The following is a 22,325-nucleotide window of genomic DNA, read 5'->3' as shown; positions in this document are numbered from 1 at the left end:
CTTACGGGGAGGTTATGTCTATCTGTCTGATTGATATCAATCAGGTAATGAGTGGAATCGAACCAATGCAATCTACTAAAAAGGCAATTGAAATTACTGAATCCAGCCTTGCGGCCGCGACAACCGGCTACGATGCTGTAGATGACCTGCTGCATTATCATGAGCGGGGTAACGGGATTCAGATTAATGGCAAGGATTCATTTTCTAACGAGCAAGCTGGGCTGTTTATTACCCGCGAGAACCAAACCTGGAACGGTTACAAGGTATTTGGCCAGCCGGTCAAATTAACCTTCTCCTTCCCGGACTATAAGTTCTCTTCCACCAACGTCGCCGGCGATACCGGGCTGAGCAAGTTCAGCGCGGAACAGCAGCAGCAGGCTAAGCTGTCGCTGCAGTCCTGGGCTGACGTCGCCAATATCACCTTCACCGAAGTGGCTGCCGGTCAAAAGGCCAATATCACCTTCGGCAATTACAGCCAGGATCGTCCCGGCCACTATGATTATGGTACCCAGGCCTACGCCTTCCTGCCGAACACCATTTGGCAGGGCCAGGATTTGGGCGGCCAGACCTGGTACAACGTCAACCAATCCAACGTGAAGCATCCGGCGACCGAAGACTACGGCCGCCAGACGTTCACCCATGAGATTGGCCATGCGCTGGGCCTGAGCCACCCGGGCGACTACAACGCCGGTGAGGGCAACCCGACCTATAACGACGTCACCTATGCGGAAGATACCCGCCAGTTCAGCCTGATGAGCTACTGGAGTGAAACCAACACCGGTGGCGACAACGGCGGTCACTATGCCGCGGCTCCGCTGCTGGATGACATTGCCGCCATTCAGCATCTGTATGGCGCCAACCTGTCGACCCGCACCGGCGACACCGTGTACGGCTTTAACTCCAATACCGGTCGTGACTTCCTCAGCACCACCAGCAATTCGCAGAAAGTGATCTTTGCGGCCTGGGATGCGGGTGGCAACGATACCTTCGACTTCTCCGGTTATACCGCTAACCAGCGCATCAACCTGAATGAGAAATCGTTCTCCGACGTGGGCGGCCTGAAGGGCAACGTCTCGATCGCCGCCGGTGTGACCATTGAGAACGCCATTGGCGGTTCCGGCAACGACGTGATCGTCGGCAACGCGGCCAACAACGTGCTGAAAGGCGGCGCGGGTAACGACGTGCTGTTCGGCGGCGGCGGGGCGGATGAACTGTGGGGCGGTGCCGGCAAAGACATCTTTGTGTTCTCTGCCGCCAGCGATTCCGCACCGGGTGCTTCCGACTGGATCCGCGACTTCCAGAAAGGGATCGACAAGATCGACCTGTCGTTCTTCAATAAAGAAGCGAATAGCAGTGATTTCATCCACTTCGTCGATCACTTCAGCGGCACGGCCGGTGAGGCGCTGCTGAGCTACAACGCGTCCAGCAACGTGACCGATTTGTCGGTGAACATCGGCGGGCATCAGGCGCCGGACTTCCTGGTGAAAATCGTCGGCCAGGTAGACGTCGCCACGGACTTTATCGTGTAACACAGCAACGGAACGCCCGGCGCAGTCTCGGCCGGGCGTGATGCAGGAGCCCGGTATGAAAGGTACTTTAACGCGCGCCGCTTTGGCGGCGGGTGGCATGATGGTGACGAGTGCGGTGATGGCCGGCAGTTTGGCATTGCCGACCGCGCAGTCGCTGGCGGGGCAATGGCAGGTGGCCGACAGCGAACGGCAATGCCAAATCGAGTTTCTGGCGCATGAACAAAGCGAGACCAACGGCTATCAGCTGGTGGATCGGCAACAGTGTTTGCAGAGCGTGTTTGCGGCGGAAGTCGTGGGCTGGCGCCCGGCTCCGGACGGCATCGCCCTGCTGCGGGCGGATGGCAGCACGCTGGCGTTCTTCTCGCGCGACGGCGATCTGTACCGCAATCAGCTGGGTGCGGATGATGCTCTGACGTTGAAAGCGCTGGCTTGATGAAGAAACGGGTTCGGCGCGCCGAACCCGCGGTAGGTCTCTACAGGTAGAGCGAACGCACGATCAGGAAGTGGCCGGAGAAGTAACAGAAAGCCACGATGGCGTCCGCCGCGCGGAAGGTGAAGCGGTAGCGGTTGAGCAGCCAAACCACGTTGGCCAGCAGCAGCAGCGAGGTGCCGGTCAGCAGCGAGAAGCCGAAATCGGTGCTGCGCAGGAAATATTGTTCGCCCGCCAGCCAGACCATCAGCAGCGTCATCGCTACGTAGGTAACGATCGGCCAGCGCATCTCTTCCAGCCGGGTCCAGACGGTGGCCAGCAGCAGTGCGCCGATCGCCAGCAGCGCCAGCGGCAGCGGCCAGAACAGGCTGAACGTCATCTGGCTGGCGAAACTCAGGGTGTACAGCAGGTGGGACAGGAAAAAGGCGCCGATGGCATACAGCACCCGTTCGCGCGGCAACAGGAGCAATGCGTCGCCGATCAGCGTCGCCAGCAGGCCGAGTACGATCAGATAACCCGCAGCGCCGAGCACCGGCGCCTGCCAGGCCAACAGCAACAGCAGCAGCAGCGTGACGGGTTTGAACACCCAGCGCTGCCAGCGCGGCCCACGGTAAGAGGCGTCGACGAACAGCCAACCGGAAAAGAATACGGCAAGGAACGGCCAACTCATTAATGTCTTCCTTATGTATGAGGGAGCCGCAACAACCGGCTCCAAACTGTCACCAATGTCACTTCTTCATTTCAGTGTAGGTAGCCTGCCGGCGATCGACAATGCTTTCTTGAGAATGCTATGTTTACGCTGATTTAGCCGCGAAGGAAATGGGAAACCGATGAGTAAGCCACCGTTATTTTTTGTCGCCGTGATTGCGCTGATCGCCGTGCTGGCCACGCAACGCTACTTCAAGCAGCGGCAGCAGGAGGCGGAAAACGATCGCGCGCCGATGCGCAGTCTGCAGGTGACGGTGAGCGACAAACGCGCGGTGCCGGTCACCAAGACCCGCGCGCCGCAGCGCGAGCCGTTGGTCAATGAACCGATGAATTACGAGGTGGTGTTCAGCCCGGTACAGGGAGGTGAAGATATCCAGCTGCGGCTGAAGCAATGGCAGTACAACCCGATAGAAAAGGGCGCGCAGGGCACGTTGAACATGCAGGGCACGCGCTTCGTCTCGTTCACCGCTCAGCCGTAGCGGTCACTTCTTCTTGATGGGCGGCTGTTTCTTTTGCCAGGCCAGCAGCTCGAACACGCCAAAGATAAAGATCTTGGCCTCTTGCCAGTAGCTGATCGGCTGATCCTTCGGCTGGGTGGATTTCAACAGCACCAGCTGCAGGCCGTGCATCACCACCATAAAGAACAGCGCCACGTCGATGAAATACTTCAGCGGCTTGGGAAACGGATGGAACAGGTTAGAGAGCAGGAAGCCCCACACGCACAGCATCAGCAGGCGGCCCAGATTAATCAACATGGTCGGTTTTCTCTTGCGAACGAATATAAAGGCGATAGGCCACCTGGCCGGCGACCTTCTCCCGGTGCAGCTGCCAGCTGGCAGGCACGTCCGCCGCGGCGCTTTCCGCCTCGGCTTCTACATAGATCCAGGCCTCGTCGGCCAGCCAGCCGCGTTGCTCCAGCAACAGGGCGGTCTCCGCCAGCAGGCCTTTGCGAAACGGCGGGTCGAGGAACACCACGTCGAACGGTTGGCCATCGCCCGCCAGCCAGCTCAGCGCGTTGGTGTTGATAACCACCCCTTTGCCCTGCAGCAGCGCCAGATTTTTTTCCAGCTGCTGCGCCACCGGCCGTTCGAATTCGAGCAGCGTGGCGCTGCCGGCATAGCGCGACAGCGCTTCCAGCCCCAATGCGCCGCTGCCGGCGAAACAGTCGAGGCAGCGCGCGCCCTGAATCACCGGCGCCAGCCAGTTGAACAGGGTTTCGCGTACCCGATCGGTGGTGGGGCGCAGCCCCGGGCTGTTCGGCACCGGGAGTTTGCGACCGCGCCATTGGCCGCCGATGATGCGGATCTGTCCGGCTGCGGCCTGGGGCGGTTTTTTGGCCGCCGCCCGTGGCGAGAGTCTTGTCATAAGCGTTGTTTGGTTTCTTTCGCGGCGCGGGGCCGCCGAGGTTAACGAAAAGTTGTCCCTATTCTACCGGTGACGGGCGTCGGGGGGAACGGTAAAACGTTGTTGTCTGATTTCACGCCGGAAAGCATGCCGGATGCGTGTTGCTGGGCGAGGGAAAGTGATAGACTCGGCGGATTATTGTCAGCATATATCCTTCAGGTATGGAGGGTAAGCGAGCCTTCGGTACGGAGTAGAGTCATAACATGGCAAAAGATAAGAAACGTGGGTTTTTCTCCTGGCTGGGGTTTGGCCAGAAGGAGAAGGAAGAAGATCAACAGCAACCTGAGCCGTCGGTAGAGCAGGCGGAACCTCAGGCCGCGGAGACGCCGGCTGAACCGGTCACCGCCAAGCTGGACGACAAGCTCCCCGCCCAGGAATCTGAACCTGCCGCCTCCGTCGACACCCCGGGAGAGTGGGATAACGGTCAGGCCGGCGAGCAAATCGCGGAAAATCTGCCGGCAGCGGCCGAGCATCCGGCGGCGCAAGCGCTGGCCGAAGAGATCGTCAGCGTCACCGAACAGGTGGCGGCGCAGCAGCAACCTGTTACCGAACCCGAGTCGGTCGTCGAACCCGAGCCAGTCATCGAACCTGAGCCGGTCGTTGAGCCTGAGCCGGTCGTTGAGCCTGAGCCGGTCGTTGAGCCTGAGCCGGTCGTTGAGCCTGAGCCGGTCGTTGAGCCCGAGCCGGTCGTCGAACCCGAGCCAGTCATCGAACCTGAGCCGGTCGTCGAACCCGAGCCGGTCGTTGAGCCTGAGCCGGTCGTTGAGCCTGAGCCGGTCGTTGAGCCTGAGCCGGTCGTTGAGCCTGAGCCGGTCGTCGAACCCGAGCCGGTCATCGAGCCCGAGCCGGTCATCGAACCCGAGCTGGTCGTTGAGCCAGAGCCGGAAGCGGAAGAAGAGCCGCTGGAACCCGTCGTGCCGGCCGCTGCGCAAGAGCAGGAGCGCCCGACCAAAGAGGGCTTCTTCGCGCGCCTGAAGCGCAGCCTGCTGAAGACCAAGCAGAACCTCGGCTCCGGCTTTATGGGGCTGTTCCGTGGTAAAAAGATCGACGACGACCTGTTCGATGAGCTGGAAGAACAGCTGCTGATCGCCGACGTTGGCGTGGACACCACGCGCAAGATCATCACCTCCCTGACCCAGCACGCCAGCCGCAAGCAGCTGAAAGACGCCGAAGCGCTGTACGGCAAGCTGAAGGAGGAAATGTCCGAAATTCTGGCCAAGGTCGATCAGCCGCTGGATGTCAGCGGGAAAACCCCGTATGTCATCCTGATGGTCGGCGTGAACGGCGTGGGTAAAACCACCACCATCGGCAAGCTGGCGCGTCAATTCCAGGCGGAAGGCAAGTCGGTGATGCTGGCGGCGGGGGACACCTTCCGCGCCGCGGCGGTGGAACAGCTGCAGGTGTGGGGCGAACGCAACCGCATTCCGGTGGTGGCGCAGCATACCGGCGCGGATTCCGCTTCGGTGATCTTCGATGCGGTGCAGGCCGCCAAGGCGCGCGGCATCGATGTGTTGATCGCCGATACCGCCGGCCGTCTGCAGAACAAATCGCACCTGATGGAAGAGCTGAAGAAGATCGTCCGCGTCATGAAAAAACTGGACGACCAGGCCCCCCATGAGGTTATGCTGACGCTCGATGCCAGCACCGGCCAGAATGCCGTCAGTCAGGCGAAATTATTTAATGAGGCCGTGGGCTTAACCGGCATCACGCTGACTAAACTGGACGGTACCGCCAAGGGCGGGGTGATCTTCGCCATCGCCGATCAGTTCGGTATCCCGATCCGCTATATCGGCGTCGGGGAAGGCATCGAAGATTTGCGGCCGTTTAAGGCTGACGATTTTATTGAGGCACTTTTTGCCCGAGAGGATTAATACGGATGATTCGCTTTGAACAGGTCAGTAAAGCTTATCTGGGCGGACGGCAAGCGCTGCAGGGGGTTGATTTCCATCTGCGCCCGGCGGAGATGGCGTTTCTGACCGGCCATTCCGGCGCGGGGAAAAGTACCCTGCTGAAACTGATTTGCGGTATCGAACGGCCCAGCGCCGGCCACATCTGGTTTGGCGGCCACGACATCAGCCGTTTGAAAAACCGCGAGGTGCCGTTCCTGCGCCGGCAGATCGGCATGATCTTCCAGGATCACCACCTGCTGCTGGATCGCACGGTGTATGACAACGTGGCGATGCCGCTGATCATCGCCGGCGCCAGCACCGAAGATATCCGCCGCCGCGTTTCCGCCGCGCTGGACAAGGTCGGTCTGCTGGATAAAGCGAAGAACTTCCCGATTCAGCTGTCCGGCGGTGAGCAGCAGCGTGTGGGCATCGCCCGCGCGGTGGTGAACAAGCCGGCGGTGCTGCTGGCGGATGAACCGACCGGTAACCTGGACGATGCGCTGTCGGAAGGCATTTTGCGCCTGTTTGAAGAATTCAACCGCGTCGGCGTGACCGTTCTGATGGCGACGCACGACACCGGGCTTATCGCCCGCCGCAATTACCGCATCCTGACGCTGAGCCAGGGCCGCATGCAAGGAGGCGCTCACCATGGCCAATAACGCAAAAACCGCCAAGAGCAAGGCGCTGCGCGGCGGCTGGCGCGAACAGTGGCGTTACGCCTGGATGAACGCCATCAAAGACATGCTGCGTCAGCCGTTGGCGACGCTGCTGACGGTGATGGTGATCGCTATTTCCCTGACGCTGCCGAGCGTGTGCTACATCGTGTGGAAAAACGTCAGCACCGCGGCCAGCCAGTGGTATCCAACGCCGCAGCTGACCGTCTATCTGGATAAATCGCTCGATGACGACGCCGCGCTGAAAGTGCTCGACGCCATCAAGGCGGAAGCCGGCGTGGAGAAGGTGAACTACCTGTCGCGTGAAGAAGCGCGCGGCGAGTTCCGCAACTGGTCGGGCTTTGGCGGCGCGCTGGACATGCTGGAAGAGAACCCGCTGCCGGCGGTGGCGATCGTCACGCCGAAGCTGAGCTTCCAGAGTTCGGACACCCTCAACACCCTGCGCGATCGCGTGGCGGCGGTGCAGGGCGTGGAAGAAGTGCGTATGGATGACAGCTGGTTTGCCCGCCTGGCGGCGCTGACCGGGCTGGCGGGTCAGATTGCGGCGATCATCGGCGTGCTGATGATCGTGGCGGTGTTCCTGGTGATCGGCAACAGCGTGCGTCTGAGCATCTTCAGCCGTCGCGACACCATCAACGTGATGAAACTGATCGGCGCCACCGACGGTTTTATCCTGCGGCCGTTCCTCAACGGCGGGGCGATGCTGGGCTTTGCCGGCGCGCTGCTGTCGCTGGTGTTGTCCGGGGCGCTGGTATGGCAACTGGAGTCGGTGGTCGCCGGCGTGGCCAAGGTATTCGGCACCACCTTCACCCTGCACGGGCTGGGTTGGGATGAGGCGCTGCTGCTGCTGATCATCTCCGCGATGATCGGTTGGATCGCCGCCTGGCTGGCGACGGTGCAACATTTACGCCGATTTACACCACAGTAAGATTTTTTTGGTATACTCTTCTCCTGCTGCTTTTGATCGCGTTGCGGGAGAAGAGTGACCTCAAGCGAAGTCAGCACCATCCCTCTCTTCTTAGCGCACAAATTCCCTATCGGCCTGCACCTTCGTCACGTATTGTCAGCAACAATGCTTGCAAAAAGGGTGAACTTCTGGGGCGGAATACGGTCAAAAATTGCAGCAAATGTTAAGGTGCCCGGCGTGTGGAACCGCTTTTGCTTCAGCAACTGCCGTAGAATCAATCATTTCCCCGCTGTAATAATCACCTGCATGATTTTGTATTCTCATAGAGAGGGTTTGAATGACCAAAGAAATGCAAACTTTAGCCTTAGTACCCCAAGGTAGCTTGGAAGCCTATATCCGGGCAGCCAACGCCTATCCGATGCTGACGGCAGAGGAAGAGCGGGAGCTGGCTGAACGGCTGCATTATCAGGGCGATCTGGATGCCGCTAAGCAGCTCATCCTGTCTCACCTGCGCTTTGTCGCTCATATTGCCCGCAACTATTCAGGCTATGGTCTGCCGCAGGCGGATCTGATTCAGGAAGGCAATATCGGCCTGATGAAAGCCGTTCGCCGCTTCAACCCTGAAGTCGGCGTGCGTCTGGTTTCCTTTGCGGTGCATTGGATTAAGGCGGAAATCCACGAGTACGTATTGCGCAACTGGCGCATCGTGAAAGTGGCGACCACCAAAGCGCAGCGCAAGCTGTTCTTTAACCTGCGCAAAACCAAACAGCGTTTGGGCTGGTTCAACCAGGACGAAGTGGAACTGGTGGCCCGTGAGCTGGGCGTAACCAGCAAAGACGTGCGCGAGATGGAATCGCGCATGGCGGCGCAGGACATGACGTTCGATCCGACTCCGGACGACGAGGCCCGCGACGGCCAGTCGATGGCGCCGGTGCTGTACCTGCAGGACAAGAGCTCGGACTTCGCCGAAGGCATCGAGGAAGATAACTGGGAAAGCAACGCCGCAGACAAACTGGCCTATGCGCTGGAAGGTCTGGACGAACGCAGCCAGCATATCATTCGCGCCCGTTGGCTGGACGACGACAACAAGTCGACGCTGCAGGAGCTGGCCGATCAGTATGGCGTTTCCGCCGAACGCGTGCGCCAGCTGGAAAAGAACGCCATGAAGAAACTGAAAATGGCGATCGAAGCCTGAGTCGATGCGAGATTCGATAAAAAAAGCCCGGCAAGCCGGGCTTTTTAGTGCCTGAAATTCGGCGCTATGGCGCCACGGCGGCAAAGTCTGGCGCCGGGCAGTCGTAGCCGAATTTCGCCGCCCACGGGTAGCGGGTGCCGGTGTTGATGTAGCGCTGATAAAGCGCTCGGCCGGTTTTGGCGTCGCGCTTGATAACCCAGCTGGCGGCGTTACACAGCACGGCGGCATAGGCCTGGCTCTTCGGTGGCAGCAGATCGGCCGCCTGCTGCGCCAGCCCAACCGCCTGCCAGCGATAGTGCAGGAAACGGTTGTCTTCCGCCGGTAGCGCCGCCTTGGCGCGTACCGCTTCCGCGCTGTCGATCCAACTTTTGTGCTTCAGCTCGCGGGTATCGAACGCATCCCCCAGATAGGAATAGCCGGCGCCATAGATGGCGTAGTCCGGCGTCATCTCATAGCCGGTAAATTCCAGCCCCTGGGCGCGCAGCAGGTTGGCGGCGCGATAGTAAGCCTGCGCACGCGCCAGCGGCGCAGCGGATTTGTCCTTGGCGGCCTTCAGCTCGTCGGCGTACTGCTGCGCCGCCTGCCGGTAGTTGGGGATATCGAAGTAGGCCAGCGCCTCCGGCGCTCTTCCGACGCGCATCAGCCGCCGCGCCAGCAGTTCGCGCAGCTGCACCTCCGGCGTGATCTGCTGGCCGCCGTAGTCGTCCGGGTTAACCGGCTTGAGCGGCGTCGTCGGCGCCGGGGCATGCTTATCGACAAAGCCTTTCAACTCATCGACGGTCAGCACTCGCTCCGCCACGTCGGCCACGTCGGCCCAATAGAGCGCCTTGCCGCGATACAGCAGGTCCATCGCCTGCAGATAGTCGCCGCGGTTCAGCGCCAGGATGGCCTGTTCGCCGGCCACCCGGCATTCGGGCACGATGGTTTCCGCGACGAAGTCGGCGTTGCGCTGTTCACCCCAGCTTTCGTCGGCGGGGAACGCGCTTGCCGCCTTGGCGTAGGCGGTGGTGGCGGCTTTCACATCGCCGTCGCGCAGCGCCATTTTGGCGCGCAGCCACCACGCCAGGCCGCTGTCGCCGGCGTTTTTCAGCAGGCTTGCCGCCATCGGGTACTGCCCGGAGCGGTAAGCCAATGCCGCCAGCCGATCGCTGCCGGCGAAGCCGCTTTTCACTGAGCCGTCCAGCAGCGTCAGGATCTGGCTGATGATTTGTGCGGAGCGGCCGTTGCCGTCGGTATCCGCCATTTGCAGGTTGCCGCTGCGAGCGAACAGCTCAATGGTCACCAGCTGCTGGATCAACGGATCGCCGATAATCTGTTTCAGCGTGTCCAAATGGTCGGGATTGACCAGGAAGCTGGAGACGTACTGCAGCGACTGCCCGCCGCTCGGATCGCCCTGCGCCGCCTGCTGTGCGTACAGGTGGGCGGCGGGGGCGACCTCACCCAGCCACAGGTGGATGCGCGCCTGCTGCCCAAGGCTGCTCAGCGCCAGCTGATCGGGATCGGCGGCGCCGTTTTTCACCCGATCGATCACCTGCTGGAATGCAGCCAGCGCCTGTTCAAGCGCGGCTTTTGGCGGGTGCTCGGCGGCGGGGGCCGCTTCACCGGATTCGTTCACCGGCGTCCCGTGGTCCGCCATCAGTACCCGCCCCAGCGAATACTGCGCCCGCAGCCCCCAATCGCCCTGCTCGACGGCCGGTAGCTTCAGCACCTGCTGGAAATAGTCTGCGGCGCGCGGATCGTGGCTGGCGAAAGCCACGGCACCCAGTTGATAAAGGCGGGCGGCGTTGGATAGCCCCTGCGTATTGACGGCGTCAGCTTCTTCCACCGTTTTGGCGGCGCGCATTTTGCCGATCGCTATCGTTTCCGGCGATTGCGGCATCGGTTTCGGCGGCATCGGCGGCGGCGGGGCCTGCCAGTGCGGCAACTGACTGTCCGCCGGCACCAGCCGGCCGGCTTCGAAGGCGAAATTGCCCTCCGGCATATACAGCAGGGTGCCGTTGCGATCGATCAGCAGCCGGTTAGGAAAATCCGGGCCGCAGGCATAGCCGCCCAGCGGCAGTGCGGCGCCGATCAGCATGGCCAGCGGAAGAAGGCGGCGGGTGTTCCGTGCCGCGCGCGTATCAAGGTGTGACAAGGGTGCCTCCTGGCGTCAGTTGTTGGCAGCGCAGCCAGCCCAGCGGCCGGGATTGCCCGGCGCGCAGCTGATCGCCGCTGATGCGAATAAAGCGTTGCCGTTGCGGTGCGGATTCCAGCCGGTAGTTGCCGACCGCGTCCGCCGCCAGGCAGTCGTCGGCGCGGATGATGACTTCTTGCGGCAGCGGGGCGTCCACCGGCCCGTTGTTATGAATTATCAGATCATACAGCCCGTTTTGCTGTGGCTGAGGCCTAAATTTTACCTGCCAGTCGACATTCAGCGGCCGCCGTTCGATCACCGCTCGCAGCGTGGCGAGCGACCAGGCACGCCGATCGTCCGCCAGTGGCAAGCGGAACCAGATAATGCCGCGCAGCCGGGGCGGCGTTTGCTGCGCCAGCGTTTGCAGAAAATCGGCGATCTGCTGCGGCGCGACCGTCAGTTCGCGGCCGTTGCCGGCCACGCGCAGCGAGGATTCGCTCTCCACCTGCGCGCCCTGTGCATCAAAACCCAGCAGTGCCATGCCATAAGCCGGCAGCGCGACGCGAAACGGCTTCGGTGTGACGGCGGCGTACTGCCGCACCCAGCGTAGCGCCAAGGAGCCGTCAAACAGCCCCTGCTGCGGCGAGAGCACCGCATGCACCTGCAGGACGGAACTGTCGGCCTGTTGCAGTACGCCGGGCAGGCCGGGTGAACCGATCCAGGCGGGCAGGGCGGTGATGCCGAGTTGCAAAGCGGCGGGCAGCCGTTGGCGCAGCCGCTGCAGAAAGCGTTGGTAGTCCGGCAGGCGGGCGGTGGCGGCGTCATGATCGATCTCGACGCCGGTGACGGGCAGCCCAGCCGTCTGCCAGCGTTGGGCGAGCGCCAGCAGCCGCTGGATAATGGCTTCCTGGTCCAGCTGCGGCAGCTGGCCGTCGAGGCGCGCCACCAGCCAGAGCGGGCGGCCATCCTGTTGCAATAAGCGCAGGTCGGCCGGGATTTCCCGCCAGCCCTCGCGTGGATGCACCTGCAGCGCCAGCACCCGCAGCCCGGCGAACAGATCGCGGCTGTGCGCCAGCGCATCGGCGTGCTGCGGCGTCCAGACCCGCTGCCAGACATAAACCTGCTGATCCCAGTCTGAGGCCAGGCGCAGCGCCTGCTGGCGCCCGGCGAACCAGGCCGCCAGCCCCAGCGCAATCAAGACCAGCGCCGCCAACCGGCGTTTCATTTTTGCCAGAGATCGCCCTGCGGTGCGAAGCCGCAGGCGCGCATGAAGTTCTCGACTTCCCCGCGTTCGCGCGGTGCCAGGCCGGCGGTCGACAGCTGCCAGTGAGCGACCTGCGGCAGCTGACGCTGCGCATCCTGCACCAGGTAAAGACCGACGCCGCGGCGGCGCGTCACTTCGCGCACCAGCAAGTCCTGCAGCTCGGCGCGGTCATCCTGCAGCGCAATTTTCACCGCGCCCAGCAGACGCTCGTTGAAGCGGGCGGCGAACAGCGCCTTGCCGCCGCTCAACCAGCTCTGCCACTGTTCCGGCTGCTGATGCGGCCAAATTTTACCGAGATCGATAAGGTCTTGCGGGGACAGCGCGGTCAGGCGCTCGATGGTCAGTTTCATGCAGAATTTCCGCGCAGCTAAATGATGCCGACAGTGTAATAGATCTTGTGCAGAGCGTTGTGTAAGTTTTTCTGTACGATTACTGTGCAATATGTTTTTTGCACGGGGCATTTTCCGAGTAAATAGTTAGTAAAGGGATTGTTAACCAGCACAACGCGCTACGCCTCAAGGTAAACGGCGCAGATTTAATTCGAATTTTATCCTGTTTACACCGCTTGTTTCTGCCTGATGAAGTTGATTTGCAGCAGAAAATTCCTGTTTAATGGCATGAAAAATAAAGTCTTATTAGAAAATAATGCCGACAAATTGCCTAAATCATTATTACTTATAACAAAAGCGGTCAATAACGATCGGGCGCAGGCAAACACAACAGGTACGTTCACAACGACAGATGGGGATTTGCGGATGAAATTAACAACAGGTAAGGCACTGCTGGCGGGTTGCATTGCGATGGCCATGAGCCAGGCGGCTATGGCGAAAGACATCAAGGTGGCGATCGTCGGGGCGATGTCCGGCCCGGTCGCGCAGTATGGCGACATGGAGTTTACCGGCGCGCGCCAGGCGATTGCCGACATCAACGCCAAGGGCGGCATCAAGGGCGACAAGCTGGTTGGCGTGGAATACGACGACGCCTGCGATCCGAAACAGGCGGTTGCGGTCGCCAACAAGGTGATCAACGACGGCATTCGCTACGTGATTGGCCACCTGTGTTCCTCTTCCACCCAGCCGGCGTCCGATATCTATGAAGACGAAGGCGTGATCATGATTACCCCGGCGGCCACCAACGCCGATCTGACTACTCGCGGCTACAAGATGATCCTGCGCACCACCGGTCTGGATTCGGATCAGGGCCCGACCGCCGCCAAATACATCCTCAGCGACATCAAGCCGAAGCGCATCGCCGTGGTGCACGATAAGCAGCAATACGGCGAAGGCCTGGCGCGCTCGGTGCGCGACAGCCTGAAAAAACAGGGTACCGAAGTGGCGATGTTCGAAGGCATCACCGCCGGCGACAAAGACTTCTCTACCCTGGTGGCGCGCCTGAAGAAAGAGAATATCGATTTCGTGTATTTCGGCGGTTACTACCCGGAAATGGGCCAGATCCTGCGTCAGGCCAAACAGGCCGGGCTGACCACCCGCTTCATGGGGCCGGAAGGCGTGGGTAACTCCTCGCTGTCCAACATCGCCGGCGCCGCCTCGGAAGGCATGCTGGTGACGCTGCCGAAACGCTACGATCAGGTGCCCGCCAACCAGCCGATCGTCGATGCGCTGAAAGCCAAGAAGCTGGATCCGACCGGCCCGTTCGTCTGGACCACCTATGCCGCGCTGCAGTCGCTGACCACCGGCATGGAGCGCAGCGGCAGTCAGGAGCCGGCGGACATCGTCAAGGATCTGAAAACCGGCAAGCCGGTGGACACCGTGATGGGACCGCTGAGCTGGGATGACAAGGGCGATCTGAAAGGCTTCGAGTTCGGCGTGTTCGAATGGCATGCCAACGGCACGTCCACACCGATCAAATAAGCCATAATGATTAGGGTGGGGCGCAGCCCGCTGCGCCCGGCGGGTCGGCTTGCCGGCCCCGTCTCCCTTTACCCGCCGGTTCTCCGCCGGCGGGTTTCGCAGCCAAGGGTTCAGAGTATGTCAGAGCAGCTCCTCTATTTTCTGCAGCAGATGTTCAACGGCTTAACGTTGGGCAGCACCTATGCATTGATCGCCATCGGTTACACCATGGTTTACGGCATCATCGGCATGATCAACTTCGCCCACGGCGAGGTGTACATGATCGGCAGCTATGTCTCCTTTATCGTTATCGCCGCCCTGATGATGCTCGGCATCGACGTCGGCTGGTTGCTGATCGGCGCCGCGTTCCTGGTCTCGATCGTCATCGCCAGCGCCTACGGCTGGAGTATCGAGCGGGTGGCCTACAAGCCGGTGCGCAACTCCAAGCGCCTGATTGCGCTGATCTCGGCCATCGGCATGTCGATATTCCTGCAAAACTACGTCAGCCTGACGCAGGGTTCGCGCGATCTGGCGCTGCCCAGCCTGGTGACCGGCCAGTGGGTGCTGGGGGAAAGCAACGGCTTCGCCGCCACCATCAGCACCATGCAGCTGACCATCTGGCTCGTGACCTTCCTGGCGATGCTGGCGCTGACGCTGTTTATCCGCTATTCACGCATGGGCCGCGCCTGCCGCGCCTGCGCGGAAGATCTGAAGATGGCCAGCCTGCTGGGCATCAACACCGACCGGGTGATCTCGCTGACCTTCGTCATCGGTGCGGTGATGGCGGCGGTGGCCGGGGTGTTGCTCGGCCAGTTCTACGGCGTCATCAACCCTTACATCGGCTTTATGGCCGGTATGAAAGCCTTTACCGCTGCGGTCCTGGGCGGCATCGGCAGCATTCCCGGCGCGATGATCGGCGGCCTGGTGCTGGGCGTGGCGGAAGCGCTGACCTCCGCTTATTTGAGCACCGAATACAAAGACGTGGTGTCGTTCGCGTTGCTGATCGTGGTGCTGCTGATCATGCCGACCGGCATTCTTGGGCGTCCGGAGGTTGAGAAAGTATGAAACTCAATCTGCTTAATGCGCTGATCGCCACGGCGGTGCTGTTCGTGATGGCTTCGTTCCTGATGGGCATGCAGCTCAGCCTGGACGGCACCAAACTGGTGGTGCACGGCGCGGCGGAAGTGCGCTGGATGTGGATCGGCATCGGCTGCGTCATCGTCTTTTTCTTCCAGCTGTTGCGCCCGCTGCTGCTGCAGGGCCTGAAAAAGGTCTCCGGCCCGGCGTTCGTGCTGCCGAGCTTCGACGGCACCACGCCGCGGCAAAAGCTGCTGGCGGCTCTGCTCATCGTCGCGGCGGTCGCCTGGCCGTTCCTGGTGTCGCGCGGCACGGTGGATATCGCCACCCTGACGCTGATCTACGTGATGCTGGGCCTCGGCCTCAACGTGGTGGTGGGTTTGTCCGGTCTGCTGGTGCTGGGCTACGGCGGTTTCTACGCCATCGGCGCCTACACCTACGCGCTGCTGAATCACTATTACGGTTTCGGATTTTGGGAGAGCCTGCCGCTGGCGGGTATCGTCACCGCCGCCTTCGGCTTCCTGCTCGGTTTCCCGGTGCTGCGGCTGCGTGGCGACTACCTGGCGATCGTGACGCTCGGCTTCGGCGAGATCGTGCGCATCCTGCTGCTGAACAATACCGAGATCACCGGCGGGCCGAATGGCATCAGCCAGATCCCGAAACCGACCTTTTTCGGCCTGGAATTTAACCGCAGCGTGCGCGACGGCGGTTGGGATACCTTCCATAACTTCTTCGGCCTGAAATACGATCCGAGCGATCGCATCGTGTTCCTGTACCTGGTGGCGCTGCTGCTGGTGGTGCTGACGCTGTTCGTCATCAACCGCCTGCTGCGCATGCCGCTCGGGCGCGCCTGGGAAGCGCTGCGTGAAGACGAGATCGCCTGCCGCTCGCTGGGCCTCAGCCCGACGCGCATCAAGCTGACCGCCTTTACCATCAGCGCCGCCTTCGCCGGGTTTGCCGGCACGCTGTTCGCCGCGCGCCAGGGTTTCGTCAGCCCGGAATCCTTCACCTTCGTCGAGTCGGCCTTCGTATTGGCGATCGTGGTGTTGGGGGGCATGGGCTCGCAGTTCGCGGTCATTCTGGCGGCGATCCTGCTGGTGGTGTCGCGCGAGCTGATGCGCGATCTGAATGAATACAGCATGTTGCTGCTGGGTGCGCTGATGGTGCTGATGATGATTTGGCGGCCGCAGGGGCTGTTGCCGATGAAACGGCCGCAGCTGAAGCTGCAGGCGGCGGACATTCACGCGGGCAAGGGGGAACAGGCATGAGCGTTCAACCTTTACTTCAGGTGGAAGGCCTGTCGATGCGTTTCGGCGGGTTGCTGGCGGTCAACAATGTGGCGTTGACGCTCAATGAAGGCGAAATCGTGTCGCTGATCGGCCCCAACGGCGCCGGTAAAACCACGGTATTCAACTGCCTGACCGGTTTTTACCGCCCGAGCGGCGGCACCATCAAATTGCGCGATCGCCATCTGGAAGGGCTGGCGGGGCAGGCCATTGCCCGTATGGGCGTGGTACGCACCTTCCAGCATGTGCGGCTGTTCCGTGAAATGACGGTGATTGAGAACCTGCTGGTGGCGCAGCATCAGCACCTGAAAAGCGGCGTGTTCGCCGGGTTGCTGAAAACCCCGGCCTTCCGCCGCGCCGAAGCCGAAGCGCTGGCGCGCGCGGCGGAGTGGCTGGAGCGCGTTGGCCTGCTATCGATGGCCAACCGTTCGGCGGGCAACCTGGCCTACGGGCAGCAGCGTCGGCTGGAGATCGCCCGCTGCATGGTGACCCGGCCGGAGCTGCTGATGCTGGACGAACCGGCCGCCGGCCTCAACCCGAAAGAGACCGACGAGCTGGATCATCTGATCGTCGAGCTGCGCGATCGGCATAAGGTCTCGGTGCTGCTGATCGAGCACGACATGAAGCTGGTGATGGGCATTTCCGATCGCATTTACGTGGTGAATCAGGGCACGCCGCTGGCGCAGGGCACACCGGCGGAGATCCGTAACAACCCGGACGTGATCCGGGCTTATTTGGGCGAAGAATAATATGTTGTCATTCAATCAGGTATCCGCCCATTACGGCAAAATTCAGGCGCTGCATCAGGTCAGTCTCACGATAAGTCAGGGCGAAATCGTGACGTTAATCGGCGCCAACGGCGCCGGTAAAACCACGCTGCTCGGCACCCTGTGCGGCGAACCGCGCGCCAGCGAAGGCAGCATCGTCTTTCAGGGCCAGGACATCACCCAGTGGCAAACCTCGCGCATCATGCGTGAAGCGGTGGCGATCGTACCGGAAGGGCGGCGCGTCTTCTCGCGCATGACGGTGGAAGAAAACCTGGCGATGGGTGGCTTCTTCGCCGATCGTCACCAGTATCAACAGCGCATCGAACGGGTGTTCACGCTGTTCCCGCGCCTGCTGGAGCGCCGAAGCCAGCGTGCCGGCACCATGTCCGGCGGCGAACAGCAAATGCTGGCCATCGGCCGCGCGCTGATGAGCCAGCCGAAGCTGCTGCTGCTCGACGAACCTTCGCTCGGGCTGGCGCCCATCATCATCCAGCAGATCTTCGACATCATTCAGCAGCTGCGGGAAGAGGGCATGACTATCTTCCTGGTGGAGCAAAACGCCAATCAGGCGCTGAAATTGGCGGACCGCGGTTATGTGCTGGAAAACGGCCGCGTGGTGTTGGAAGATACGGGGGCTGCATTGTTAGCCAACGAAGCAGTGAGGTCGGCGTATCTGGGCGGTTAATCCGCCCCCCTACGAATTAAAATAATCAGGTACGAGAAGAAGAAATGAAGACAGAAGGGTTACTCGCGCAGCGCATCGTTAACGTAAAAAGTTCGGCCATCCGTGAATTGCTTAAGCACAGCAAGATGGAACACGTCATTTCGCTGGCGGGCGGCATCCCCTCTGATGCGCTGTTCGATTTCGAAGGATTGAGCATTGCCACCCAGCAGGCGATCACCGAACAGCCGAAAAGCGCGTTCCAGTATGGCCTGACCGAGGGCAGCCCGCTGCTGCGTGAGCGCATCTGCGCGCTGTGCGCCGAGCGCGGCGTCACCGCGCGCGCGGAAGAGGTGATGGTCACCGCCGGTTCTCAGCAGGCACTGGATTTGGTGATGCGCGCCATCGTCAACCCGGGCGACGTGTTCGTGGTGGAGCGCCCGACCTACCTGGCGGCGCTGCAAACGCTGGAACTGGCGGAAGCCAACATCATGTCGGTCTCGTCCGACAGCGACGGCATGGTGGTGGAAGAGCTGGCCGAGCTGCTGAAAACCCAGCGTATCAAGGGCGTGTACGTGGTGCCGAACTTCGGCAACCCGAGCGGCATCACCCTCAGCGCCGCGCGCCGCGAACTGCTGGTGAAGCTGGCCGCCGAACATAACTTCCTGATCATCGAAGACGATCCGTACGGCGAGCTGCGTTTCACCGAAGAGCGCCACCCGACGCTGCATCAGGTGTCGCAGCGGGTGCTGGGCAATACCGACCACATCATCTATACCTCGACCTTCTCCAAGATCCTGGCGCCGGGCCTGCGCCTGGGATGGGCGATCCTGCCGCCGTTCCTGCTGCATAAAGTGGCGATCATCAAACAGGCGGCGGATCTGCACGCCAGCGCCCTGTCGCAGAGCATCGTCGAATGCTATCTCGGCCTGGATCGCCTGCCGGCCCAGATCGACAAGATCCGCGCCGCCTACAAACAGAAGGGCGAGATCCTGGCCGGTTTGGTGGAGCAGGAGCTGGGCGACTACATCACCTTCGATAAACCGAAGGGCGGCATGTTCCTGTGGGCGCGTTTCCGCCAGCCGTTCAACGCCACCGAATGGCTGAACACCACGCTGCAGCAGGGCGTGGTGTTCGTGCCGGGGGAATACTTCTTCTCCGACAACCCGGATCGTTCGACCTTCCGCCTGTCGTTCGCCACCGCCACCGAGCAGCAGATGCAAGAAGCGGTGGCGCGCCTGCGCCGTTCGCTATAAGCCTCGCGGCGGCGGAGCTGATGCCCGCCGCCGACATCAAACCGCCATCTTCACTTCACCTTGCCGTCATGTGGCTGTCATCTAACGGTTATTTTTCTGTCATCCGCGCATGGCATGTTAGCTTCCGAACAAAAAACTGATTCTTTTCGCTCACGCGCTTTTACACCAGCTTTTTCAGGAGTTAGGCATGCTCACCTACGCTATTCGCAAAACCACGCTGTGCGTCGCATTGACCCTGGCGGTCAGCGCCCAGGCGCTGGCGGCGACAGAAATCCCGTTCTGGCATTCGATGGAAGGCGAACTGGGTAAAGAAGTGGACTCTCTGGCGGATCGCTTCAACCAGTCGCACAGCGACGTCAAGATTGTGCCGGTTTATAAAGGCAACTACGAACAGAGCCTGGCGGCGGGTATCGCCGCTTACCGCTCCGGCAAGGCGCCGGCGATCCTGCAGGTTTACGAAGTGGGCACCGCCACCATGATGGCCAGCAAAGCCATCAAGCCGGTCTACGAAGTGTTTAAAGAGGCCGGCATCAACTTCGACGAATCGGTGTTCGTGCCGACGGTGGCCGGCTATTACACCGACAACAAGAGCGGCCATCTGCTGTCGCAGCCGTTCAACAGCTCCACGCCGGTGCTGTACTACAACAAAGACGCCTTCAAAAAGGCCGGCCTGAACCCGGATCAACCGCCGAAAACCTGGCAGGAACTGGCGGCGGATACCGCCAAGCTGCGCGAAGCCGGCATGAAGTGCGGTTACGCCAGCGGCTGGCAAGGTTGGATCCAACTGGAGAACTTCAGCGCCTGGCACGGCGTGCCGTTCGCCAGTGAAAACAACGGTTTCGGCGGCACCAGTGCCAAGCTGGAGTTCAACCAACCGCTGCAGGTCAAGCATATCGCGCTGCTCGAAGCGATGAACAAGAAGGGTGATTTCACCTACTTCGGCCGCAAAGACGAATCCACCGAGAAGTTCTACAACGGCGATTGCGCCATCACCACCGCCTCTTCCGGTTCGCTGGCGGACATCAAGCACTACGCCAAATTCAACTACGGCGTCGGCATGATGCCTTACGATGCCGACGCGAAAAACGCGCCGCAGAACGCCATCATTGGCGGGGCCAGCCTGTGGGTGATGAACGGCAAAGACGCCGCCACCTACAAGGGCGTGGCCGAGTTCCTGCAGTACCTGGCGCAACCGGAAATCGCCGCCGAATGGCACCAGAAGACCGGCTATCTGCCGATCACCACCGCGGCTTACGATCTGACCAAGCAGCAGGGCTTCTACGACAAGAACCCGGGTGCCGACGTCGCCACTCGCCAGATGTTGAACAAGCCGCCGTTGCCGTTCACCAAGGGCCTGCGCCTGGGCAACATGCCGCAGATCCGCAGCGTGGTGGATGAGGAGCTGGAAGGCGTGTGGACCGGCAAGAAAACGCCTCAGCAGGCGTTGGACGCCGCCGTGCAGCGCGGTGACGTACTGCTGCGTCGCTTCGAAGCATCAACCAAATAACCCTGCGTCGCGGGCCCGGCGGACCGGGCTCGCGTCTTCACGCCGATCCTCCCGCACCCGATTAATGGTTTAACGTCTATGTCATCTTCCCGTCCCGGTTTCGGCTGCAGCTGGTTGCCCTATGCATTGGTGCTGCCGCAGCTGCTGATTACCGCCGTCTTCTTTTTATGGCCCGCCGGCGAGGCGCTGTGGTATTCGGTGCAGAGTCTCGATCCGTTCGGCCTGTCCAGCCAGTTTGTCGGGCTGGATAACTTTAAGCAGCTGTTCCAGGATCCTTACTACCTCGACTCGTTCTACACCACGCTGATCTTCAGCTTCCTGGTGGCGGGCATCGGGCTGGCGGTCTCGCTGTTCTTCGCTGCGCTGGTGGACTACGTGCTGCGCGGCAGCCGCCTCTATCGCACGCTGATGATCCTGCCCTACGCGGTGGCGCCGGCGGTGGCGGCGGTGCTGTGGATCTTTCTGTTCAATCCCGGTCTGGGGTTGATCACCCACTTCCTCAATGGGCTGGGCTATAACTGGAACCATGCGCAAAACAGCGGCCAGGCGATGTTCCTGGTGGTGCTGGCCTCGGTATGGCAGCAGATAAGCTATAACTTCCTGTTTTTCCTCGCGGCGCTGCAGTCGATCCCGCGTTCGCTGGTGGAGGCGGCGGCCATCGACGGCGCCGGCCCGGTACGCCGCTTCTTCCATCTGGTGCTGCCGCTGATCGCGCCGGTGAGCTTCTTCCTGCTGGTGGTCAATCTGGTGTACGCCTTCTTCGATACCTTCCCGGTGATCGACGCCGCCACCGGCGGCGGGCCGGTGCAGTCCACCACCACGTTGATCTACAAGATCTACCGCGAAGGCTTCGCCGGATTGGATCTCTCCAGCTCCGCCGCGCAGTCGGTGATCCTGATGCTGCTGGTGATCGGCCTGACGGTGATCCAGTTCCGCTTCGTTGAACGTAAGGTGCGCTACCAATGATTGAGAATCGACGCGGGCTGGACATCTTCAGCCATGTGATGCTGATTATCGGCGTGCTGGTGGTGCTGTTCCCGCTGTACGTGGCCTTTGTCGCCGCCACGCTGGACGACAAACAGGTGTTTCAGGTGCCGATGACGCTGGTGCCCGGCGGCCACCTGCGGGAGAACATCCGCAATATCTGGCAGGGCGGCGTGGGCAACCTCAAGGTGCCGTTCTCGCTGCTGTTGCTCAACAGCGTGATCATGGCGCTGGCGATCACCTGCGGCAAAATCGCGGTGTCGGTGCTGTCGGCTTACGCCATCGTGTACTTCCGCTTTCCGCTGCGCAGCCTGTTCTTCTGGCTGATTTTCCTCACCCTGATGCTGCCGGTGGAAGTGCGTATTTTCCCGACGGTGGAGGTGATCTCCAACCTCAACCTGCTGGACAGCTATACCGGCCTGACGCTGCCGCTGATGGCCTCGGCTACCGCCACTTTCCTGCTGCGCCAGTTCTTCATGACGCTGCCGGATGAGCTGCTGGAGGCGGCGCGCATCGACGGCGCCGGGCCGATGCGTTTCTTCTGGGACATCGTGTTGCCGCTGTCGAAAACCAATCTGGCGGCGCTGTTCGTCATCACCTTTATCTACGGCTGGAACCAATACCTGTGGCCGATCCTGATCACCAGCGACGCCTCGATGGGCACCGCGGTAGCGGGCATCAAGAGCATGATCTCCACTTCCGGCGCGCCGACCCAGTGGAACCAGGTGATGGCGGCGATGATTCTGACTTTATTGCCACCGCTGGCGGTGGTGCTTCTGATGCAGCGCTGGTTTGTGCGCGGTCTGGTTGATAGCGAGAAATAA

General features: G+C 61.3%; 22 protein-coding genes. 16 read left to right on the top strand and 6 right to left on the bottom strand.

Translation table 11 applies throughout. The annotated features are described in order from the left end of the window. Positions 1–65: 65 nt before the first annotated feature. Together GT753_RS18000 and GT753_RS17995 are read left to right on the top strand one after the other, a co-directional pair. A complete protein-coding gene (locus GT753_RS18000) occupies positions 66–1,529 on the top strand; it encodes a serralysin family metalloprotease (protein WP_004934318.1) in 1,464 nt (487 codons plus the stop codon). 55 nt (positions 1,530–1,584) lie between these two features. Next, the gene (locus GT753_RS17995; RefSeq protein ID WP_015376281.1) at positions 1,585–1,962 is read left to right on the top strand and encodes an AprI/Inh family metalloprotease inhibitor; all 378 of its coding nucleotides are present in this window, start codon (positions 1,585–1,587) and stop codon (positions 1,960–1,962) included. A gap of 40 nt (positions 1,963–2,002) precedes the next feature. Here the strand turns inward: GT753_RS17995 and GT753_RS17990 are convergent, their stop codons facing one another. Next, positions 2,003–2,629: a lysoplasmalogenase gene (locus GT753_RS17990; protein WP_004934322.1), complete on the bottom strand. Its 627-nt coding sequence runs from the start codon at positions 2,627–2,629 to the stop codon at positions 2,003–2,005. Positions 2,630–2,789: 160 nt separating this feature from the next. On the opposite strand from GT753_RS17990, the gene GT753_RS17985 reads away from it, so the two are divergent. Continuing rightward, positions 2,790–3,146 carry a DUF2500 domain-containing protein gene (locus GT753_RS17985; protein ID WP_015376283.1) on the top strand — a complete coding sequence of 119 codons (357 nt, stop codon included), beginning with the start codon at positions 2,790–2,792 and terminating at the stop codon, positions 3,144–3,146. A gap of 3 nt (positions 3,147–3,149) precedes the next feature. Here the strand turns inward: GT753_RS17985 and GT753_RS17980 are convergent, their stop codons facing one another. Together GT753_RS17980 and rsmD are read right to left on the bottom strand one after the other, a co-directional pair. After that, positions 3,150–3,422 (bottom strand): DUF1145 family protein, encoded by a 273-nt coding sequence (locus GT753_RS17980; protein WP_004934327.1) that lies wholly within the window; start codon positions 3,420–3,422, stop codon positions 3,150–3,152. Beyond that, positions 3,412–4,032 (bottom strand): 16S rRNA (guanine(966)-N(2))-methyltransferase, encoded by a 621-nt coding sequence (gene rsmD / locus GT753_RS17975; protein ID WP_015376284.1) that lies wholly within the window; start codon positions 4,030–4,032, stop codon positions 3,412–3,414. The genes GT753_RS17980 and rsmD overlap by 11 nt, the downstream gene beginning before the upstream one ends. 242 nt (positions 4,033–4,274) lie before the next feature. On the opposite strand from rsmD, the gene ftsY reads away from it, so the two are divergent. The 4 genes from ftsY (at position 4,275) to rpoH (ending at position 8,736) form a co-directional block, all read left to right on the top strand. Further along, entirely contained in the window at positions 4,275–5,942 is a 1,668-nt protein-coding gene (ftsY, locus tag GT753_RS17970; protein WP_160125817.1) for a signal recognition particle-docking protein FtsY, read from the top strand. A 5-nt stretch (positions 5,943–5,947) separates the two neighbouring features. Continuing rightward, positions 5,948–6,619: a cell division ATP-binding protein FtsE gene (ftsE, locus tag GT753_RS17965; protein ID WP_004934337.1), complete on the top strand. Its 672-nt coding sequence runs from the start codon at positions 5,948–5,950 to the stop codon at positions 6,617–6,619. Beyond that, positions 6,609–7,562, top strand: coding sequence for a permease-like cell division protein FtsX (gene ftsX, locus GT753_RS17960; RefSeq protein ID WP_004934340.1), 954 nt, complete (start codon positions 6,609–6,611; stop codon positions 7,560–7,562). The genes ftsE and ftsX overlap by 11 nt, the downstream gene beginning before the upstream one ends. Positions 7,563–7,878: 316 nt before the next feature. Continuing rightward, a complete protein-coding gene (gene rpoH, locus GT753_RS17955; RefSeq protein WP_004934345.1) occupies positions 7,879–8,736 on the top strand; it encodes an RNA polymerase sigma factor RpoH in 858 nt (285 codons plus the stop codon). 64 nt (positions 8,737–8,800) lie between these two features. Here rpoH and GT753_RS17950 read toward each other — a convergent pair whose 3' ends face one another. Genes GT753_RS17950 through panM form a run of 3 tightly spaced genes read right to left on the bottom strand, consistent with a single transcriptional unit; the run spans position 8,801 to position 12,463 of the window. Beyond that, positions 8,801–10,813: a hypothetical protein gene (locus GT753_RS17950; protein WP_371732177.1), complete on the bottom strand. Its 2,013-nt coding sequence runs from the start codon at positions 10,811–10,813 to the stop codon at positions 8,801–8,803. A 43-nt stretch (positions 10,814–10,856) separates the two neighbouring features. Further along, positions 10,857–12,074, bottom strand: coding sequence for a DUF3142 domain-containing protein (locus tag GT753_RS17945; RefSeq protein ID WP_160125815.1), 1,218 nt, complete (start codon positions 12,072–12,074; stop codon positions 10,857–10,859). Beyond that, a complete protein-coding gene (panM, locus tag GT753_RS17940; protein WP_015376288.1) occupies positions 12,071–12,463 on the bottom strand; it encodes an aspartate 1-decarboxylase autocleavage activator PanM in 393 nt (130 codons plus the stop codon). The genes GT753_RS17945 and panM overlap by 4 nt, the downstream gene beginning before the upstream one ends. A gap of 405 nt (positions 12,464–12,868) precedes the next feature. On the opposite strand from panM, the gene GT753_RS17935 reads away from it, so the two are divergent. The 9 genes from GT753_RS17935 (at position 12,869) to ugpE (ending at position 22,325) form a co-directional block, all read left to right on the top strand. Continuing rightward, the gene (locus GT753_RS17935; RefSeq protein ID WP_015376289.1) at positions 12,869–13,984 is read left to right on the top strand and encodes a branched-chain amino acid ABC transporter substrate-binding protein; all 1,116 of its coding nucleotides are present in this window, start codon (positions 12,869–12,871) and stop codon (positions 13,982–13,984) included. Positions 13,985–14,101: 117 nt separating this feature from the next. Continuing rightward, positions 14,102–15,028 carry a high-affinity branched-chain amino acid ABC transporter permease LivH gene (gene livH / locus GT753_RS17930; RefSeq protein ID WP_015376290.1) on the top strand — a complete coding sequence of 309 codons (927 nt, stop codon included), beginning with the start codon at positions 14,102–14,104 and terminating at the stop codon, positions 15,026–15,028. Beyond that, complete coding sequence (locus GT753_RS17925; protein WP_004934385.1) at positions 15,025–16,308, top strand: high-affinity branched-chain amino acid ABC transporter permease LivM; 1,284 nt, start codon at positions 15,025–15,027, stop codon at positions 16,306–16,308. Before livH ends, GT753_RS17925 begins: the two co-directional genes overlap by 4 nt. Continuing rightward, positions 16,305–17,075, top strand: coding sequence for a high-affinity branched-chain amino acid ABC transporter ATP-binding protein LivG (gene livG / locus GT753_RS17920; RefSeq protein WP_015376291.1), 771 nt, complete (start codon positions 16,305–16,307; stop codon positions 17,073–17,075). The genes GT753_RS17925 and livG overlap by 4 nt, the downstream gene beginning before the upstream one ends. Position 17,076: 1 nt before the next feature. Further along, positions 17,077–17,778, top strand: a complete 702-nt coding sequence (gene livF, locus GT753_RS17915) for a high-affinity branched-chain amino acid ABC transporter ATP-binding protein LivF (RefSeq protein WP_015376292.1) — start codon at positions 17,077–17,079, stop codon at positions 17,776–17,778. Between the two features lie 44 nt (positions 17,779–17,822). Then, positions 17,823–19,010: a PLP-dependent aminotransferase family protein gene (locus GT753_RS17910; protein ID WP_004934394.1), complete on the top strand. Its 1,188-nt coding sequence runs from the start codon at positions 17,823–17,825 to the stop codon at positions 19,008–19,010. Between the two features lie 187 nt (positions 19,011–19,197). Continuing rightward, positions 19,198–20,517 (top strand): sn-glycerol-3-phosphate ABC transporter substrate-binding protein UgpB, encoded by a 1,320-nt coding sequence (gene ugpB / locus GT753_RS17905; RefSeq protein WP_004934396.1) that lies wholly within the window; start codon positions 19,198–19,200, stop codon positions 20,515–20,517. 78 nt (positions 20,518–20,595) lie between these two features. Beyond that, the gene (gene ugpA, locus GT753_RS17900) at positions 20,596–21,483 is read left to right on the top strand and encodes a sn-glycerol-3-phosphate ABC transporter permease UgpA (protein WP_015376293.1); all 888 of its coding nucleotides are present in this window, start codon (positions 20,596–20,598) and stop codon (positions 21,481–21,483) included. Then, the gene (gene ugpE / locus GT753_RS17895; RefSeq protein ID WP_160125814.1) at positions 21,480–22,325 is read left to right on the top strand and encodes a sn-glycerol-3-phosphate ABC transporter permease UgpE; all 846 of its coding nucleotides are present in this window, start codon (positions 21,480–21,482) and stop codon (positions 22,323–22,325) included. The genes ugpA and ugpE overlap by 4 nt, the downstream gene beginning before the upstream one ends.

It is taken from the genome of Serratia sp. Z4, assembly GCF_009900725.1.
Lineage (GTDB): Bacteria > Pseudomonadota > Gammaproteobacteria > Enterobacterales > Enterobacteriaceae > Serratia > Serratia nematodiphila.
Note: the sequence above shows the minus strand (reverse complement) of the source record. Positions and strands in the feature narration are given on the sequence as shown.

Coding starts and splice junctions, on each gene's coding strand:
- rsmD (WP_015376284.1), bottom strand. CDS start 4,032: ATGACAAGACTCTCGCCACGGGCGGCGGCCAAAAAACCGCCCCAGGCC.
- GT753_RS17910 (WP_004934394.1), top strand. CDS start 17,823: ATGAAGACAGAAGGGTTACTCGCGCAGCGCATCGTTAACGTAAAAAGT.
- GT753_RS17950 (WP_371732177.1), bottom strand. CDS start 10,813: ATGCTGATCGGCGCCGCACTGCCGCTGGGCGGCTATGCCTGCGGCCCG.
- rpoH (WP_004934345.1), top strand. CDS start 7,879: ATGACCAAAGAAATGCAAACTTTAGCCTTAGTACCCCAAGGTAGCTTG.
- ftsX (WP_004934340.1), top strand. CDS start 6,609: ATGGCCAATAACGCAAAAACCGCCAAGAGCAAGGCGCTGCGCGGCGGC.
- ugpA (WP_015376293.1), top strand. CDS start 20,596: ATGTCATCTTCCCGTCCCGGTTTCGGCTGCAGCTGGTTGCCCTATGCA.
- GT753_RS17990 (WP_004934322.1), bottom strand. CDS start 2,629: ATGAGTTGGCCGTTCCTTGCCGTATTCTTTTCCGGTTGGCTGTTCGTC.
- panM (WP_015376288.1), bottom strand. CDS start 12,463: ATGAAACTGACCATCGAGCGCCTGACCGCGCTGTCCCCGCAAGACCTT.
- ftsY (WP_160125817.1), top strand. CDS start 4,275: ATGGCAAAAGATAAGAAACGTGGGTTTTTCTCCTGGCTGGGGTTTGGC.
- ftsE (WP_004934337.1), top strand. CDS start 5,948: ATGATTCGCTTTGAACAGGTCAGTAAAGCTTATCTGGGCGGACGGCAA.
- ugpE (WP_160125814.1), top strand. CDS start 21,480: ATGATTGAGAATCGACGCGGGCTGGACATCTTCAGCCATGTGATGCTG.
- livG (WP_015376291.1), top strand. CDS start 16,305: ATGAGCGTTCAACCTTTACTTCAGGTGGAAGGCCTGTCGATGCGTTTC.
- GT753_RS17985 (WP_015376283.1), top strand. CDS start 2,790: ATGAGTAAGCCACCGTTATTTTTTGTCGCCGTGATTGCGCTGATCGCC.
- livF (WP_015376292.1), top strand. CDS start 17,077: ATGTTGTCATTCAATCAGGTATCCGCCCATTACGGCAAAATTCAGGCG.
- GT753_RS17925 (WP_004934385.1), top strand. CDS start 15,025: ATGAAACTCAATCTGCTTAATGCGCTGATCGCCACGGCGGTGCTGTTC.
- GT753_RS17980 (WP_004934327.1), bottom strand. CDS start 3,422: ATGTTGATTAATCTGGGCCGCCTGCTGATGCTGTGCGTGTGGGGCTTC.
- livH (WP_015376290.1), top strand. CDS start 14,102: ATGTCAGAGCAGCTCCTCTATTTTCTGCAGCAGATGTTCAACGGCTTA.
- ugpB (WP_004934396.1), top strand. CDS start 19,198: ATGCTCACCTACGCTATTCGCAAAACCACGCTGTGCGTCGCATTGACC.
- GT753_RS18000 (WP_004934318.1), top strand. CDS start 66: ATGCAATCTACTAAAAAGGCAATTGAAATTACTGAATCCAGCCTTGCG.
- GT753_RS17995 (WP_015376281.1), top strand. CDS start 1,585: ATGAAAGGTACTTTAACGCGCGCCGCTTTGGCGGCGGGTGGCATGATG.
- GT753_RS17945 (WP_160125815.1), bottom strand. CDS start 12,074: ATGAAACGCCGGTTGGCGGCGCTGGTCTTGATTGCGCTGGGGCTGGCG.
- GT753_RS17935 (WP_015376289.1), top strand. CDS start 12,869: ATGAAATTAACAACAGGTAAGGCACTGCTGGCGGGTTGCATTGCGATG.